General features: G+C 72.4%; 12 protein-coding genes. 5 read left to right on the forward strand and 7 right to left on the reverse strand.

The window, feature by feature from the left end; all coding sequences use genetic code 11:
- Window positions 1–40 precede the first annotated feature (40 nt).
- The gene (locus ACIBCJ_RS28035) at window positions 41–2,341 is read right to left on the reverse strand and encodes a hypothetical protein (protein WP_365979828.1); all 2,301 of its coding nucleotides are present in this window, start codon (window positions 2,339–2,341) and stop codon (window positions 41–43) included.
- A gap of 210 nt (window positions 2,342–2,551) precedes the next feature.
- Window positions 2,552–3,997: a glyceraldehyde-3-phosphate dehydrogenase gene (locus ACIBCJ_RS28040; protein WP_362096002.1), complete on the reverse strand. Its 1,446-nt coding sequence runs from the start codon at window positions 3,995–3,997 to the stop codon at window positions 2,552–2,554.
- Between the two features lie 259 nt (window positions 3,998–4,256).
- Between ACIBCJ_RS28040 and ACIBCJ_RS28045 the strand changes: the two genes are divergently transcribed.
- Window positions 4,257–4,667, forward strand: a complete 411-nt coding sequence (locus ACIBCJ_RS28045) for an SseB family protein (RefSeq protein ID WP_133886699.1) — start codon at window positions 4,257–4,259, stop codon at window positions 4,665–4,667.
- A 33-nt stretch (window positions 4,668–4,700) separates the two neighbouring features.
- On the opposite strand, the gene ACIBCJ_RS28050 is transcribed toward ACIBCJ_RS28045, so the two are convergent.
- Window positions 4,701–5,111 carry a MarR family transcriptional regulator gene (locus tag ACIBCJ_RS28050; RefSeq protein WP_362095996.1) on the reverse strand — a complete coding sequence of 137 codons (411 nt, stop codon included), beginning with the start codon at window positions 5,109–5,111 and terminating at the stop codon, window positions 4,701–4,703.
- Between the two features lie 200 nt (window positions 5,112–5,311).
- Here ACIBCJ_RS28050 and crcB (ACIBCJ_RS28055) point away from each other — a divergent pair, with 200 nt between their 5' ends.
- The 3 genes from crcB (ACIBCJ_RS28055) to ACIBCJ_RS28065 are packed head-to-tail and all read left to right on the forward strand — an operon-like array spanning window position 5,312 to window position 7,023.
- On the forward strand, window positions 5,312–5,776 hold the full coding sequence (crcB, locus tag ACIBCJ_RS28055; protein WP_365979829.1) for a fluoride efflux transporter CrcB: 465 nt from the start codon (window positions 5,312–5,314) through the stop codon (window positions 5,774–5,776).
- On the forward strand, window positions 5,773–6,147 hold the full coding sequence (crcB, locus tag ACIBCJ_RS28060; RefSeq protein ID WP_362095991.1) for a fluoride efflux transporter CrcB: 375 nt from the start codon (window positions 5,773–5,775) through the stop codon (window positions 6,145–6,147). Before crcB (ACIBCJ_RS28055) ends, crcB (ACIBCJ_RS28060) begins: the two co-directional genes overlap by 4 nt.
- 39 nt (window positions 6,148–6,186) lie before the next feature.
- A complete protein-coding gene (locus ACIBCJ_RS28065; protein ID WP_365979830.1) occupies window positions 6,187–7,023 on the forward strand; it encodes an undecaprenyl-diphosphate phosphatase in 837 nt (278 codons plus the stop codon).
- Between the two features lie 60 nt (window positions 7,024–7,083).
- Here the strand turns inward: ACIBCJ_RS28065 and ACIBCJ_RS28070 are convergent, their stop codons facing one another.
- The gene (locus tag ACIBCJ_RS28070) at window positions 7,084–8,142 is read right to left on the reverse strand and encodes an acyl-CoA desaturase (RefSeq protein WP_365979831.1); all 1,059 of its coding nucleotides are present in this window, start codon (window positions 8,140–8,142) and stop codon (window positions 7,084–7,086) included.
- 133 nt (window positions 8,143–8,275) lie between these two features.
- Here ACIBCJ_RS28070 and ACIBCJ_RS28075 point away from each other — a divergent pair, with 133 nt between their 5' ends.
- Window positions 8,276–9,208 (forward strand): glutaminase, encoded by a 933-nt coding sequence (locus ACIBCJ_RS28075; protein ID WP_365979832.1) that lies wholly within the window; start codon window positions 8,276–8,278, stop codon window positions 9,206–9,208.
- A gap of 38 nt (window positions 9,209–9,246) precedes the next feature.
- Here the strand turns inward: ACIBCJ_RS28075 and ACIBCJ_RS28080 are convergent, their stop codons facing one another.
- The 3 genes from ACIBCJ_RS28080 to ACIBCJ_RS28090 form a co-directional block, all read right to left on the reverse strand.
- Complete coding sequence (locus ACIBCJ_RS28080; protein WP_365979833.1) at window positions 9,247–10,419, reverse strand: serine hydrolase; 1,173 nt, start codon at window positions 10,417–10,419, stop codon at window positions 9,247–9,249.
- Between the two features lie 125 nt (window positions 10,420–10,544).
- Window positions 10,545–11,684: a transcription termination factor Rho gene (gene rho, locus ACIBCJ_RS28085; protein ID WP_365979834.1), complete on the reverse strand. Its 1,140-nt coding sequence runs from the start codon at window positions 11,682–11,684 to the stop codon at window positions 10,545–10,547.
- 439 nt (window positions 11,685–12,123) lie between these two features.
- Entirely contained in the window at window positions 12,124–12,534 is a 411-nt protein-coding gene (locus tag ACIBCJ_RS28090) for a nuclear transport factor 2 family protein (protein WP_365979835.1), read from the reverse strand.
- Between the last annotated feature and the right edge of the window lie 76 nt (window positions 12,535–12,610).

Genomic DNA, 12,610 nt, shown 5'->3' on the forward strand with positions numbered 1-12,610 from the left:
GCCGATCGGCCGGCCACGGGCTCAGCCGGTCGCCGGCCGGTCAGCCCACGGCTGGAAAGCGGGACATCGCCCGGCGGCGCGGAGCACCACCGCGTCGCCGGGTTTCCGCCGCGCCCTCCAGCCGGCCCGGCGAGCGCTCCACGGGAGGGCGGCGGCCGTCGTCCTCGACGCGTTCGGCGTTGAGTTCCCCGACCGCGCCGAGCGCGTCGCCGATCGTCGCGTAGTCCACCGCGACGAAGTTGACCGGCCTGCCGCGCTGCCGTTCACAGCTGTGCGCCCGTTCCAGCACCCGCTGCCGGGAGTTGACGACGCCGGCGTCCAGCCGCAGCCCGCCGCCCGCCGTGACGAAGTGGTTCAGCAGGAACAGCCGCCCGTCCGAGCCGCCCCGGTTGGGCAGGCAGGACATCTCGTCCGGGCTGCGGAAGGCGAAGGGCGTCTCCATGGCGTACCGGTAGAGGTTGCGGTACCAGGGCGCGGGGCCGTCCGCCTTCTCCGCGAACACGACCAGCCGCCGGCCACCGTCGATCATGTCCTTGAGCTTCGGCCACGGGCGGTCCGGGTCCGGGTCCGGTTCGAACAGCAGATCCGAGAGGCCGGCCCGGGCGAAGGCGTCCTGCGTCGTCACCGCGTCCACGCCGTCCTGGAGGATCAGCGTGACCACCTCCGTGGGGTTGTCGCGCAGCCACTGGCCGATCTGCCGCAGCGCCGGCTCCAGTTCGAGGGCGCCGGCGCCGCACACCGAGTGACACAGCCACAGGCCCGGGTGGGGCGGGTTCACCCGTTCCAGGATCGAGGTCAGCCGGCGGCGCTCGGCGGGGGAGAAGTCCGAGGTGCTCAGCCGCTCGGCCACCTCCTGCGGCCGTTCCCAGCGGTGGGTGTCGAGGAGCAGCACGCGCACCCCGGCGCCCAGCTGGCCGACGATGTCGGGGTCCTGGAGGGGGCCGATGAACCGGTCCGCCGTCGTCGCCATCGCGTTGTGCGAGGCGAGCTGGGCGATCTCGTCGTAGCGGGCGTCGCACAGCTCGGCGCTGCCCTGGCAGATGCGCGGCGAGGAACCGGTGATCGCCACCGGCGCCAGCATCGTCCCGACCAGGGCGACGGCGGTGACGGTGAACGTCAGCGCCGGGACGTGCCGCGGATCGGTGAGGACGGGCACGCCGGGCCGGGTCTGCCACACCCAGCCGACGGTGATCAGCAGGGCGCCCGCGGCGAGCAGGATGACCGCGACGACGACGGCGGTGCTCAGCAGCCGGTCGAGCGCGGCGGCCTGTACGTCGGCGAGCAGCCCCGAGGCCGCTGGGGGCCACGACGCCGGGGTGCCGAACAGCGTGTCGCGCAGCGTGAGGCGCAGCACGAGCACGGTCAGCGCCAGCAGCGAGGCGGCGGCGGCCGGCACCCAGCCCAGCGGCATCAGCCGCCGCTTGGCGGGCGAGGGCGTGAGAAGCCACAGCAGGGTGAGCGCGGCGGCACACAGCACGGCCGCCGCCGGTTCCACCACGTCCTGGAAGAGCCGGGTGACGCCCCTGGCCCGGTCCAGCGGAGCCAGCGCCTCGGTCCCGGGCTCGACGTCGACGGTCACCACCCACGTGCCCTGCCTCGCCTCCCGCAGCAGCTCCTCGGCGGCGTCCCGCACCTGGTCGGTCAGGGTCACCGGGGCGATCGCGGCCAGCGCCGAGGCCACGTCCCCGCGGTCCAGCGCCGTCCGCACGGTCGATCTGACGTCGTCGTGCGTCGCGCCGTCCGGGACCACCCGCATCAGCGCGTCCGTGGCCGCGACCGCCTGGCCGTGGGAGAGCGGCAGCGTCGGCAGCTCGTCCAGCGGAGCCTCACCGGCCACCACCCGCGCCACCAGTTCGGACAGGTGCTGCACGAAGGCCCGGAAGTCGGGTTCGGACCGCTTCTGCAGGGCGGCGACGGCATCACCGAAGTACGCCTGGCTGAGCCGCTCGACGTTCTCGACGACGGGCTCCAGATCGACTCTGAGCCGCAGCCGGTCGCGGTCGCCCTCCAGGTACTGGACCATCTCCGTGATCTGGCCCTGGCCCATGGCCCGCAGCGTCTCGGGCGGGACCACCACCTTGAGGTTCGAGGTGATGGTCGACTGGGGCACCGGCAGCCGTTCCAGCAGGTCGCTGGTGAGCGGCGTACTGCCCGGATCCACCAGTACCTCGTCGTAGAAGCGCTGGTAGGCCCGCTCGTTTTCCAGCACCTTGCCGTAGAACCCGGCGTCCAGCACGGTGCTGCGGACGACGGCCGCCGCGGCCAGGACGGTCAGGCTCAGCACCGCCACGCACCAGATCAGCGCCCCGACCCAGGGCGAGCGCCGACCCAGTGCGTTCATGGAGCCATTCTCGTGTCAGCCGGCCGCCGCAGCGCACGGACGCCGGGACGGGCAGTGCTCTCACACACATGCCCCGCGCGGACCGGCCGATACCCGTCGCCGCTGCGGTCCCTCGCGGACGCCCCGCTCCCCGGCCCGGCACGCGCGAGGGGCGGTGGGCACCCTCGGCCCACCGCCCCTCGCGCCCCGTCGCGCCGCTCGTCGTGCGGATCAGACCGCCGGAGCCGGGTACGTCGGGTACTCCACCCCGGAGACGTGCTGGACGACGCGGACGACCTGGCAGGAGTAGCCGAACTCGTTGTCGTACCAGAGGTAGAGGATCGCGTTGTCGCCCTCTACCTTCAGCGCGCCGGCGTCCACGATCGAGGCGTGGCGCGAGCCGATGAAGTCGCTGGAGACCGCGTCGGGGGCGTTGATGAAGTCGATCTGGCGCTTGAGCGGCGAGGTCAGCGACACCTCGCGCAGGTGCTCCACGACCTCTTCGCGGCTCGCCTCGCGGGCCAGCTGGAGGTTGAGGATCGCGATCGACACGTCCGGCACGGGCACCCGGATGGAGCTGCCCGTGATCCGCGCCTTGAGGTCGGGCAGCGCCTTGGCCACGGCGGAGGCGGCACCGGTCTCCGTGATGACCATGTTCAGCGGCGCGCTGCGGCCCCGGCGGTCGGACTTGTGGTAGTTGTCCAGCAGGTTCTGGTCGTTGGTGAAGGAGTGCACCGTCTCCACGTGACCGCGCAGGACGCCGTACTCGTCCTCCATCGCCTTGAGCGGCGGGACGATCGCGTTGGTGGTGCAGGACGCGCAGGACAGGATCCGCTCGTCCGGCTTGACGGTGTCGTGGTTGACGCCGTGGACGATGTTCGGGACGTCGCCCTTGCCCGGCGCGGTCAGCACGACCTTGTCGATGCCCGGCCGCAGGTGCTTGGACAGGCCCTCGCGGTCGCGCCACTTGCCCGTGTTGTCGATGAGGATGGCGTTCTTGATGCCGTACGCGGTGTAGTCGACCTGGGTCGGGTCGTCCGCGTAGATCACCTTGACCGCGTTGCCGTTGGCGAGGATGGTGCTGTTCTCCTCGTCGACGGTGATCGTGCCCTGGAACTGGCCGTGCACCGAGTCGCGGCGCAGCAGCGAGGCGCGCTTGACGAGATCCTGCTCGCCACCGCCCCGGACCACGATCGCGCGCAGCCGCAGCCCGTTGCCCGAGCCGGCCTTCTCGATCAGCAGCCGGGCGACGAGCCGGCCGATGCGGCCGAAGCCGTACAGGACGACGTCGCGCCCCTCGCGCCGGTCGATCTTGTGGGCACCCGTGGCCCCGGCCACCGCGTCGGCGGTGAACTCCTCGACCGACAGTCCGCGGTCGTCGCTCCGGTAGGTCTCGGCGAGCAGGCCGATGTCGATCTGCGAGGGCCCGAGGTCGAGCGTGGTGAGCGCCCGCAGGAAGGGCATCGTCTCGGTGACCGACAGCTCCGCACCGGCGATCTGGCGGGCGAAGCGGTGGGTCTTGAGGATGCTGACCACCGACTTGTTCACCAGGGAACGGCTGTGCAGCAGGATCGTGACGTCCTGCTCCCGGTGCAGCTTCCCGATCATCGGGATCATCGATTCCGCGGTCTCTTCGCGGTGCTTCCAGTTGGTGAACGAGTCGTCGTTGACAGTCACGTCTCTATCTTTCGAGCTAGGCGGCGCTCATATGCTAACCCGACCACACTTCTGATCGATCAAGTGGGCCCCTCGTCCATCAGATGAGTACGTGACCGCGCACATCCCGGGCGGGACCGGCCCCGTCGGCCGGGGGCGGGCCCCGGGCGCGGGCGGCGAACGTGATTGCGCCACGGACCCCCGGGGTACGCGAGCCTGGACCGCGTCCGCGCCGCTCGTGCGCGTGGACCGAAACGACGCCGCTACCAGGGAATCTGCCATGGAGACACCCGCGAACGACCATCCCGTCACGCCGGCCCAGCGGGCGCTCGACACGCTGGCCGAGACCACCGAGACCGCCGACAACACGGCGGCGCTCGACACGCTCGCGAGCAGCGACGTCCTCGTGCCGGTGCCCGACGACGCGAACGACCAGGACGCCGCCGACCCCGGCATGCTGGCGTTGCCGGTGCTGGAACAGCAGGGCGGCCGCCAGGTGGTGCCCGTGTTCACCTCGGAACTGGAGATGGCCGACCTGCTGCCGTACGTCTCGCGCTACCGCATGGTGCCGCTCGGCGCCCTCGCGGCGCAGTGGCCGGCCGACGACCTGTCGCTGTCCATCGACGCCGGCTCGGAACACCGGCTCACCCTCACGTCGGACGGCGTGCGCACCCTGCTGGCGCGCCCCTAGGCCGCGAAGGCGACGGCCGGCCCTCGTCCCGCGTCAGGGGCGGGGGCCGGCCTCGTCGTCGCCGAGTACGCGGGCCAGTGCCGCCCGCTGCAGCGGCAGTATCTCGGCGTGCAGGTCGCGGCCCCGGGGCGTCAGCGCCACGTACACGCCGCGCCGGTCCTCCGTGCACATGGAGCGCTGCACAAGACCGTCCTTCTCCAGCCGGGCGATGAGCCGGGACAGCGCGCTCTGGCTGAGGTGGACCCGGCCCACCAGGTTCTGCACCCGGCACCGGTCGCCGTCCTCGGGTCCCTCGCTCACCAGGAGGTCGAGCACCTCGAAGTCGCTCGCGCCCAGTCCGTGAGGATGCAGGGCCCGGTCGATCTCGCACATCGTGCGCGCGTGCACCGAGAGGATGCCCCGCCACCGTTCCTCGAGCCGCGCACCGGCGGTCCTGGCTGCCATGCCTGAACGGTAGCACCGGAACCGAAATTGGTTGAATGTGCAAATGAAGTGGCCGCGTTAGGCTGAGTACCGGCCGTGCCCCGGAGGGGTGCGGCGCGGCGGTGGGGCCCGCCGTACCCGAACCGCGGCTCAGGTGCCGCCGACGGTCCCTGCTTGCGCACGGGGATGCCCCCGGCACGGCGAGTGGGAGACGGACGAGCATGACAGCCCCCAGGACCGGTCGCTCCGGCGGCGCCCGGCCGAAGACCGCGGGACGGTCCGGCCCGAGAGCCGAGGCACCGGTCGTCGCCGCCGTGGCACTCGGCGGTGGCACCGGCGCCGTCGCGCGCTACGCCGCCTCCCTGTGGTGGCCGACGGCGGCCGGCGGCTTCCCCTGGACGACCTTCTGGGTCAACGTGACCGGCTGCGTCCTGATCGGGGTGTTCATGGTGGCCGTCACCGAGGTGTGGTCCGTCCACCGCCTGGTAAGGCCCTTCTTCGGCACCGGCGTGCTCGGCGGCTTCACCACCTTCTCCACCTACGCGGTCGACAGCCGGTCCCTGTTCGCCGACGGCCGCATCCCCACCGGCCTGGTCTACCTGGCCGCGACCCCGGTCGCGGCCCTGACTGCGGTGTCGCTCGCCACCTGGGCGGCCCGCCGCGTCCTGGAGCGGAGGCCGTCGTGAACTGGCTGCTGGTCGTCGCGGGCGGCATGATCGGTGCCCCGCTGCGCTACCTCACCGACCGGGCCGTGCAGTCCCGGCACGGCTCCGCCTTCCCCTGGGGCACCTTCACGGTCAACGTGACCGGCAGCCTGGTCCTCGGTCTGCTGACGGGGGCCGCCCTGGCCGGAGCGGCCGGTTCGGAGGTGCGGCTGCTGCTGGGGACCGGACTGTGCGGCGCCCTGACGACGTACTCGACCTTCTCCTACGAGACGCTCCGGCTGACCGAGACCGGCGCGCGCCTGCCGGCCGCCGTGAACGTCCTCGCGAGCGTGGCGGCCGGGCTCGCGGCGGCGTTCGCGGGAGTGACTCTGGCCGACGCGCTCTGGAGCTGACGCCGGGCACCCGGCCGGGTGTAGTAGGAACTGGATGCCATGAGCGCCATCAGCATCGGTCAGGCCGTCGTCCTCGGAGCCGTCGAGGGGGTGACCGAGTTCCTGCCCGTCTCCTCCACCGGGCACCTCAAGATCGTCGAGGGGCTGATGGGCATCCCCGTCGACGACGACGCCGTCATCGGCTTCTCCGCGGTCATCCAGGTCGGTGCGATCGCCGCCGTGCTCGTCTACTTCTCCAAGGACATCGCGCGGATCGTCTCCGCCTGGGGACGCGGCCTGCGCGACCGGGAGGAGCGGTACCACCACGACTACAGGTTCGCCTGGTGGGTCATCTTCGCCACCGTCCCCGTGGTGCTCGTCGGTCTGGCCGCCAAGTCGCTGATCAAGGGCCCGCTCGCCTCGCTGTGGGTGGTGGCGGGTTCGCTGATCGTCGGCAGCGGCGTGATGTGGTGGGCCGACCGCACCGGCCGGCACAAGCGGGGCGAGGACGACACGTCCTTCACGGACGCCATGCTGGTCGGCGGTTCCCAGATCCTCGCGCTGCTCTTCCCGGGCTTCTCCCGCTCCGGCGCCACCATGTCCACCGCCCTGCTGCTCGACCTCGACCGGGTCGCCGCCACCCGGCTGTCCTTCTTCCTCGGCATCCCGGCCCTGACCGGGGCCGGACTGTACGAGCTGAAGGACGCGCTGGGCACCGGGACGGGCGCCGCACCGCTGGCGGTCGGCACCCTCGTCTCCTTCGTGGTGGCCTACGCCTCCATCGCCTGGCTGCTGAAGTTCGTCGCCCAGCACACATTCAACGCCTTCGTGGTCTACCGGATCGTCGTCGGTGTCCTGCTGTTCGGGCTGCTCGGCACGGGCGTGCTGCACAGCTGACCGCCGGGCCGGCCGGGACCGCCGTGCGGCCCGGGCAGCCGACCGTGGGACCGCGGCCGCTCAGCCGGCGGCGCGCAGCGGCTCCCCGACGCTGCGCATGTGGCGCAGTGCCTCGCGGTGCGAGGCCAGCAGCCCCGTCTGGTGGTACGGCACGCCCAGCTCGGCGCAGTACGCCTCGGTGATGGCCTGGGCCCGGCCGAGGGCGGGGGTCGGCATGCTGGGGAAGAGGTGGTGCTCGATCTGGTAGTTCAGGCCACCCATGTAGGCGTCCACGAGCGCGCCGCCCCGCACGTTGCGGGAGGTCAGGACCTGACGGCGCAGGAAGTCCAGCCGGGTGCCCTCCTCGATCATCGGCATGCCCTTGTGGTTGGGCGCGAAGACCGAACCCAGGTAGATGCCGAACAGCCCCTGGTGCACGGCGAGGAAGGCGAGCGCCTTGCCGGGGGAGAGGACCGTGAACAGACCGCCGAAGTACACCGCGAAGTGGGCGACGAGCAGCGTGCCCTCCAGGACCGGACGCTTCACGGCCCGGCCGCCCAGCGCCTTGAAGCTGTTGAAGCTCAGGTTCAGCCCCTCCAGCGTCAGCAGCGGGAAGAACAGGGCGGCCTGGTGCTTGCCGACGAAACGCGGCAGCCCGGTCGCCCGGCTCGCCTGCCCCCGGGACCACACCAGGATGTCGGGGGAGACGTCCGGGTCCTTCTCCTCGTGGTTGGGATTGGCGTGGTGGCGGGTGTGCTTGTTCATCCACCAGCCGTAGCTCATGCCGAGCAGCAGGTCGGCCACCAGCAGACCGCCCGCCTCGCTGGGGCGCCGGCGGGAGAAGACCTGCCGGTGGGCGAGGTCGTGGGCCGCGAGCCCGAGCTGGCCGAAGACGACGGCGAGTGCGACCGCGACGAACAACTGGCTCCAGCTGTCCCCCAGGGCGACGAACGCGGCGACACCGCCCGCGAGCGCGAGGGCGACCGCGCCGAACCGCACCGTGTAGTAGAGCGGGCGGCGCCTGAGCAGCCCCGCGTCGGCAATGCGCCGTGACAGTTCGGAGAAGTCGCTCCCCTTGTCGCGGCTCTTCCCCTGTGCGCCCGAGGGCCGGCTCTCGACGAGCACCGTTGAATTGACCATGTACTCGAGTATGTGAACGGGACACCGGCCGAAGAATGGCGTCCGCCCCCGAAACCGGGGTGTGGCCAGCACCACCGCCGGGCGGGGGTCCTCCCGCTGGCCCCTCCGGCGCCCGGCCCGGCCCGAGGGGAGAATGGCGTTCATGAGCACACCGACGACCTTCCGGCCGGTCCTGGAACGCATCGCCGAGGAGATCGAGCGGACGCCGGGCAGCGGCCGGCCCGCGGACTACATCCCGGCGCTCGCCGCCCTCGACCCGCGCCGCTTCGGCATGGCCGTCGCCGAACCGGACGGCACGGTGTACGGCGTGGGGGACTGGCGGGAGCCGTTCTCCGCGCAGTCCATCACCAAGGTCTTCACCCTCGCGCTCGACCTGGCCAGGGAGGGCGACGCCCTGTGGGAGCACGTGGGCCGGGAACCGTCCGGCAACCCGTTCAACTCCCTGGTGCAACTGGAGTACGAGAACGGCATCCCGCGCAACCCGTTCATCAACGCGGGCGCCCTCGTCGTCACCGACCGGCTGCACACCCGGACCGGCGACGCGGCCGGTGAACTGCTCGCGTTCCTGCGCGCGGAGAGCGGCAACCCGGATCTGACCTACGACGAGGAGGTCGCCGCCTCCGAAGCCGCGCACGGCGACCGGAACGCCGCCCTCGCCCACTTCATGGCGTCCTACGGCAACATCGACAACCCCGTACCGGTGCTCCTGGAGCAGTACTTCCGCCAGTGCTCCGTCGCCGCCTCCTGCGCCGACCTGGCCCTGGCGACGGGCTTCCTCGCCCGGCACGGCATCCGGGCCGACGGCACCCGGCTGCTCAGCCGCAGCCGGGCCAAGCAGGTCAACGCGGTGATGCTGACCTGCGGCACCTACGACGCGGCCGGCGACTTCGCGCACCGGGTGGGCCTGCCGGGCAAGAGCGGGGTCGGCGGCGGCATCATCGCGGTCGTGCCGGGCCACTGCACGCTGTGCGTGTGGAGCCCCGGCCTGGACGAGCGGGGCAACTCGGTCGCCGGGGTGGCGGCCCTGGACCGCTTCACGACCCTGACCGGACTGTCGGTGTTCTGAGCGAGTCGTCGGTGTTCTGACCGGACCGGACGCGGCCGTCAACTCCCCTCGTCGCGTACGAGCCTGAGCCGCAGGACGAGCGCCACGACGGCCGCGCCGAGGACCGCGGCACCCGCGATCGCGCCGGTCCCGGGCCAGCCCGGCCCGTCCCCGGCGGGCTTCGCCGCGGCCGTCACCGCCGGCGCCGCCTGCGGTCCCTGCCGGGGCCGGCCGCTCTCCGGAACGAGCGAGCCCACCGGATCCACCTCCCCGTCCGCCTCGAAACCCCAGTCGAGCAGCGCACGGGCCTCCTCGTACACGGCGTGACCGCCGCCGTCCTGAGGGTTCATCACCGTGACGACCAGGGTCCGCCCGTCGCGGCGGGCGGCGGCGACGAGCGTGTTGCCGGCGTTGCTGGTGTAGCCGTTCTTGACGCCGATCATCCCCGGGTACGGCGCCACCCCGTCGGCCCCGGTGAGCAGCCGGTTGGTGTTCATGATCCCGTACGCACCCCCGTCGCGCCCCGGAAACAGCGCGTCGACCGTGGCGCAGTACCGGGCGAAGTCGGGCCGCCGCAGCCCGGCCCGGCCGAAGACGGCCAGGTCGTACGCCGAGGAGACCTGCCCGGGGGCGTCGTACCCGTCGGGTGAGCTGACATGGGTGTCGCGGGCGCCGAGCGCACGGGCCACGGCCTGCATCCGGGCGGCGGTGGCGCTCCAGCCGCCGGTCAGCGAGGCGAGGACGTGCACGGCGTCGTTGCCCGAGTTGAGGAAGACGCCGTTCCACAGGTCGGAGACCCGGTAGGTCTGCCCCTCGACGACACCGACCAGGCTGCTGCCCGGGCCGATCCCGGACAGGTCCTCGGTGCTGACCGTGTGGTGGAGGCCGCCCGGCAGCGCCGGCAGCACCGTGAGGGCGAACAGCGTCTTGAGGGTGCTGGCCGGCGGCAGCCTGCGGTGCGCGTCGTTCGCCGCCAGCACGTCGCCCGTGCCGGCGTCGGCCACGACCCAGGACAGGGCGGAGACTTCGGGGACCCGGGGCGCCCCGGGGTGCGGCCGGACCTGCGTACCCGAGCGGTACAGCGGCGACGTCCGCGCCGTCGTGCCGCCGGGCGGGAGGGGGTCCGGCCGTCCCGGACGGGCTGCCGCGGCGGCGGGCACGAGCGTCAGCAGGCCCGCCACGCAGAGCAAGCAGGTGGATCGAACCGCCCGGGATGAGAATCCGATAGTCATACCGCAAACGTAGGAACGGGGCCCCGAACCGCCACGCTGACCGGGCCGGGTCGCGCCCGCGAGCACCCGGATGCCGTAGCGACGGGCCGGTGGGAACGCCGTGGCGGCAGTCCGGAAGCGCGGAGTCAGCCGGCGGGCAGGGTCGGCTGCACCTGCCGCAGGAAGGTGGCGTTGTCCGGCGTCCGGCGCAGCCGCTCCAGCAGGGTCTCCACGCCGGACTGCCCGTCGCGGGTCCCCAGGGCTCGCCGCAGCCCGCGCACGGCGGTCGTCTCGGCGGCGGACAGCAGGAGTTCCTCGCGCCGGGTGCCGGAGCCGGTCAGATCCACGGCCGGGAAGACCCGGCGGGAGGCGAGCTCGCGGTTCAGCCGCAGCTCCATGTTGCCGGTGCCCTTGAGCTCCTCGAAGTAGAAGTCGTCGGCACGTGAGCCGGTCTCCACCAGGGCGGTGGCGAGAATGGTGAGGGAGCCGCCCTCCTCGGCGGTGCGGGCCGCGCCGAAGAACCGCTTGGGACCCAGCAGTGCCCCCGCGTCCACGCCGCCGCTCAGCGTGCGGCCGCCGGACGAGGCGGCGTTGTTGTGCGCCCTGCACAGCCGGGTGAGGGAGTCGAGGAGGACGACGACGTCCTCCCCGGCCTCGACGAGCCGCTTGGCCCGCTCGATCACCAGCTCGGCGAGCGCGATGTGCTGCTTGGCGCTCCGGTCGAAGGTCGAGGCGTACACCTCGCCCCGTACGGAGCGCCGCATGTCGGTGACTTCCTCGGGGCGTTCGTCGAGCAGCACCACCATCAGGCGGGACTCGGGGTGGTTGCCGGCCACCGCGGCCGCGATCTGCTGGAGGAGGACGGTCTTGCCGGTCTTGGGCGGCGCGACGATCAGGCCGCGCTGACCCTTGCCGACGGGGGCCATCAGGTCGGTGACGCGCCCGGTGAGGCCCGCCGCCGGGTGTTCGAGCCGCAACCGCTCGTGCGGGTGCAGCGGGGTCAGGTCGGCGAAGTGCCGCCGTGCGCCCGGCCGGCCGGGGGAGCGGCCGTTGACGCGGACGACGTCGCTCAGGGTGAGCCGGTCGCCGCGCACCCCCTCGACGAGGTCGCCCCTGCGCAGCCCGTGCCGGCGGATCAACGCGGCCGGGAGGACGGGGTCGGTGGGTTCGGCGTGCAGGCTCTTGCCGCGCAGACGCCCCTTGCCGCCCGCTTCGATGTCGAGGACACCGCTCGCGATCTCGGCCGGGGACTGCTGGGCAGGGGGGTGTTCGAGTGTGGTGGTCATGGTGGTCGGTCCTTTCGAGGACACGGGCATGGAACATGCGGAGGGAAGGGGGGAAGCCGCGCGAGGGGTCGGACGACACGCCTCCGGACGGCGGGGAACAGCGCCTCGGACCGGGCGGGGACGAGAATCCCGCTGGTGAGGTCGTACTGAGAAGCGGACGAGCCGGTCGCACCAGGACGGGCGGGTCCGCGAACCGAAGGGAAACTGGCACCGGCGCCCCGAACGAAGGGGCGTACACAAGTGCTGTCCGCACCGTACCACGGGATGCGGTGCCGTGGCGGTGGGGCGGGACCAGCGAGGTCCCGACCCCTGCAACACGGCCGGTCAGGTGCTTGTTCCCGCCTCCGCACGTGCCGCGTTCCTCTTCCGCACGCGCCCCGCACGTGCGGCATTCCTCTTCCGCACGTGCTCACACGTGTTCCGCACGTGCCCGCCGGGGTCAGTCGGCCGAACGCGCCCCGGCCTCCGCCGCTTCTTGCGCGACCCGCTCGAACTGCGCCGCCATGGCGGCCTGGAGGGTCTGGGCGCCCGACAACGGACGGACCATCACCGTCAGTTCGGCGATGCGGCCGGACGCGTCCAGGTGCAGGAAGTCGCAGCCGCCGATCTCGCGGTCGCCCACCCGTGCCGTGAAGAGCAGCGCGTGGTCGCGACCGTCCGCCTCGCCGATGACGCGCTCGTAGCGGAAGTCCTCGAAGACCCGCTCGACCGCGCGCAGGATCGCCGCCGTGATCGCCTTGCCCCGATAGGGCTTGAAGACGACGGGGCTGGAGAAGACCACGTCGTCGGCCAGCAGTGCTTCGACGGCGTCCAGGTCGTGTGCCTCGACCGCCTCGCGGAATGCCCGCATCGCCACTCCCTCATACTGAACTATTTGAATAGGTGTGGAGTAGAGTAGTCGCCTCGGCCGCCGCTTGCTAGCGTGT

The sequence above is a fragment of the Streptomyces sp. NPDC051136 genome, from assembly GCF_044455745.1.
In the GTDB taxonomy this organism is placed as follows: domain Bacteria; phylum Actinomycetota; class Actinomycetes; order Streptomycetales; family Streptomycetaceae; genus Streptomyces.

Excerpts from the sequence above, each read along its gene's own strand:
- ACIBCJ_RS28035 (WP_365979828.1), bottom strand. The coding sequence starts at position 2,341 with ATGAACGCACTGGGTCGGCGCTCGCCCTGGGTCGGGGCGCTGATCTGG.
- ACIBCJ_RS28045 (WP_133886699.1), top strand. The coding sequence starts at position 4,257 with ATGGAGACACCCGCGAACGACCATCCCGTCACGCCGGCCCAGCGGGCG.
- ACIBCJ_RS28050 (WP_362095996.1), bottom strand. The coding sequence starts at position 5,111 with ATGGCAGCCAGGACCGCCGGTGCGCGGCTCGAGGAACGGTGGCGGGGC.
- crcB (WP_365979829.1), top strand. The coding sequence starts at position 5,312 with ATGACAGCCCCCAGGACCGGTCGCTCCGGCGGCGCCCGGCCGAAGACC.
- ACIBCJ_RS28065 (WP_365979830.1), top strand. The coding sequence starts at position 6,187 with ATGAGCGCCATCAGCATCGGTCAGGCCGTCGTCCTCGGAGCCGTCGAG.
- ACIBCJ_RS28070 (WP_365979831.1), bottom strand. The coding sequence starts at position 8,142 with ATGGTCAATTCAACGGTGCTCGTCGAGAGCCGGCCCTCGGGCGCACAG.
- ACIBCJ_RS28075 (WP_365979832.1), top strand. The coding sequence starts at position 8,276 with ATGGCGTTCATGAGCACACCGACGACCTTCCGGCCGGTCCTGGAACGC.
- ACIBCJ_RS28080 (WP_365979833.1), bottom strand. The coding sequence starts at position 10,419 with ATGACTATCGGATTCTCATCCCGGGCGGTTCGATCCACCTGCTTGCTC.
- rho (WP_365979834.1), bottom strand. The coding sequence starts at position 11,684 with ATGACCACCACACTCGAACACCCCCCTGCCCAGCAGTCCCCGGCCGAG.
- ACIBCJ_RS28090 (WP_365979835.1), bottom strand. The coding sequence starts at position 12,534 with ATGCGGGCATTCCGCGAGGCGGTCGAGGCACACGACCTGGACGCCGTC.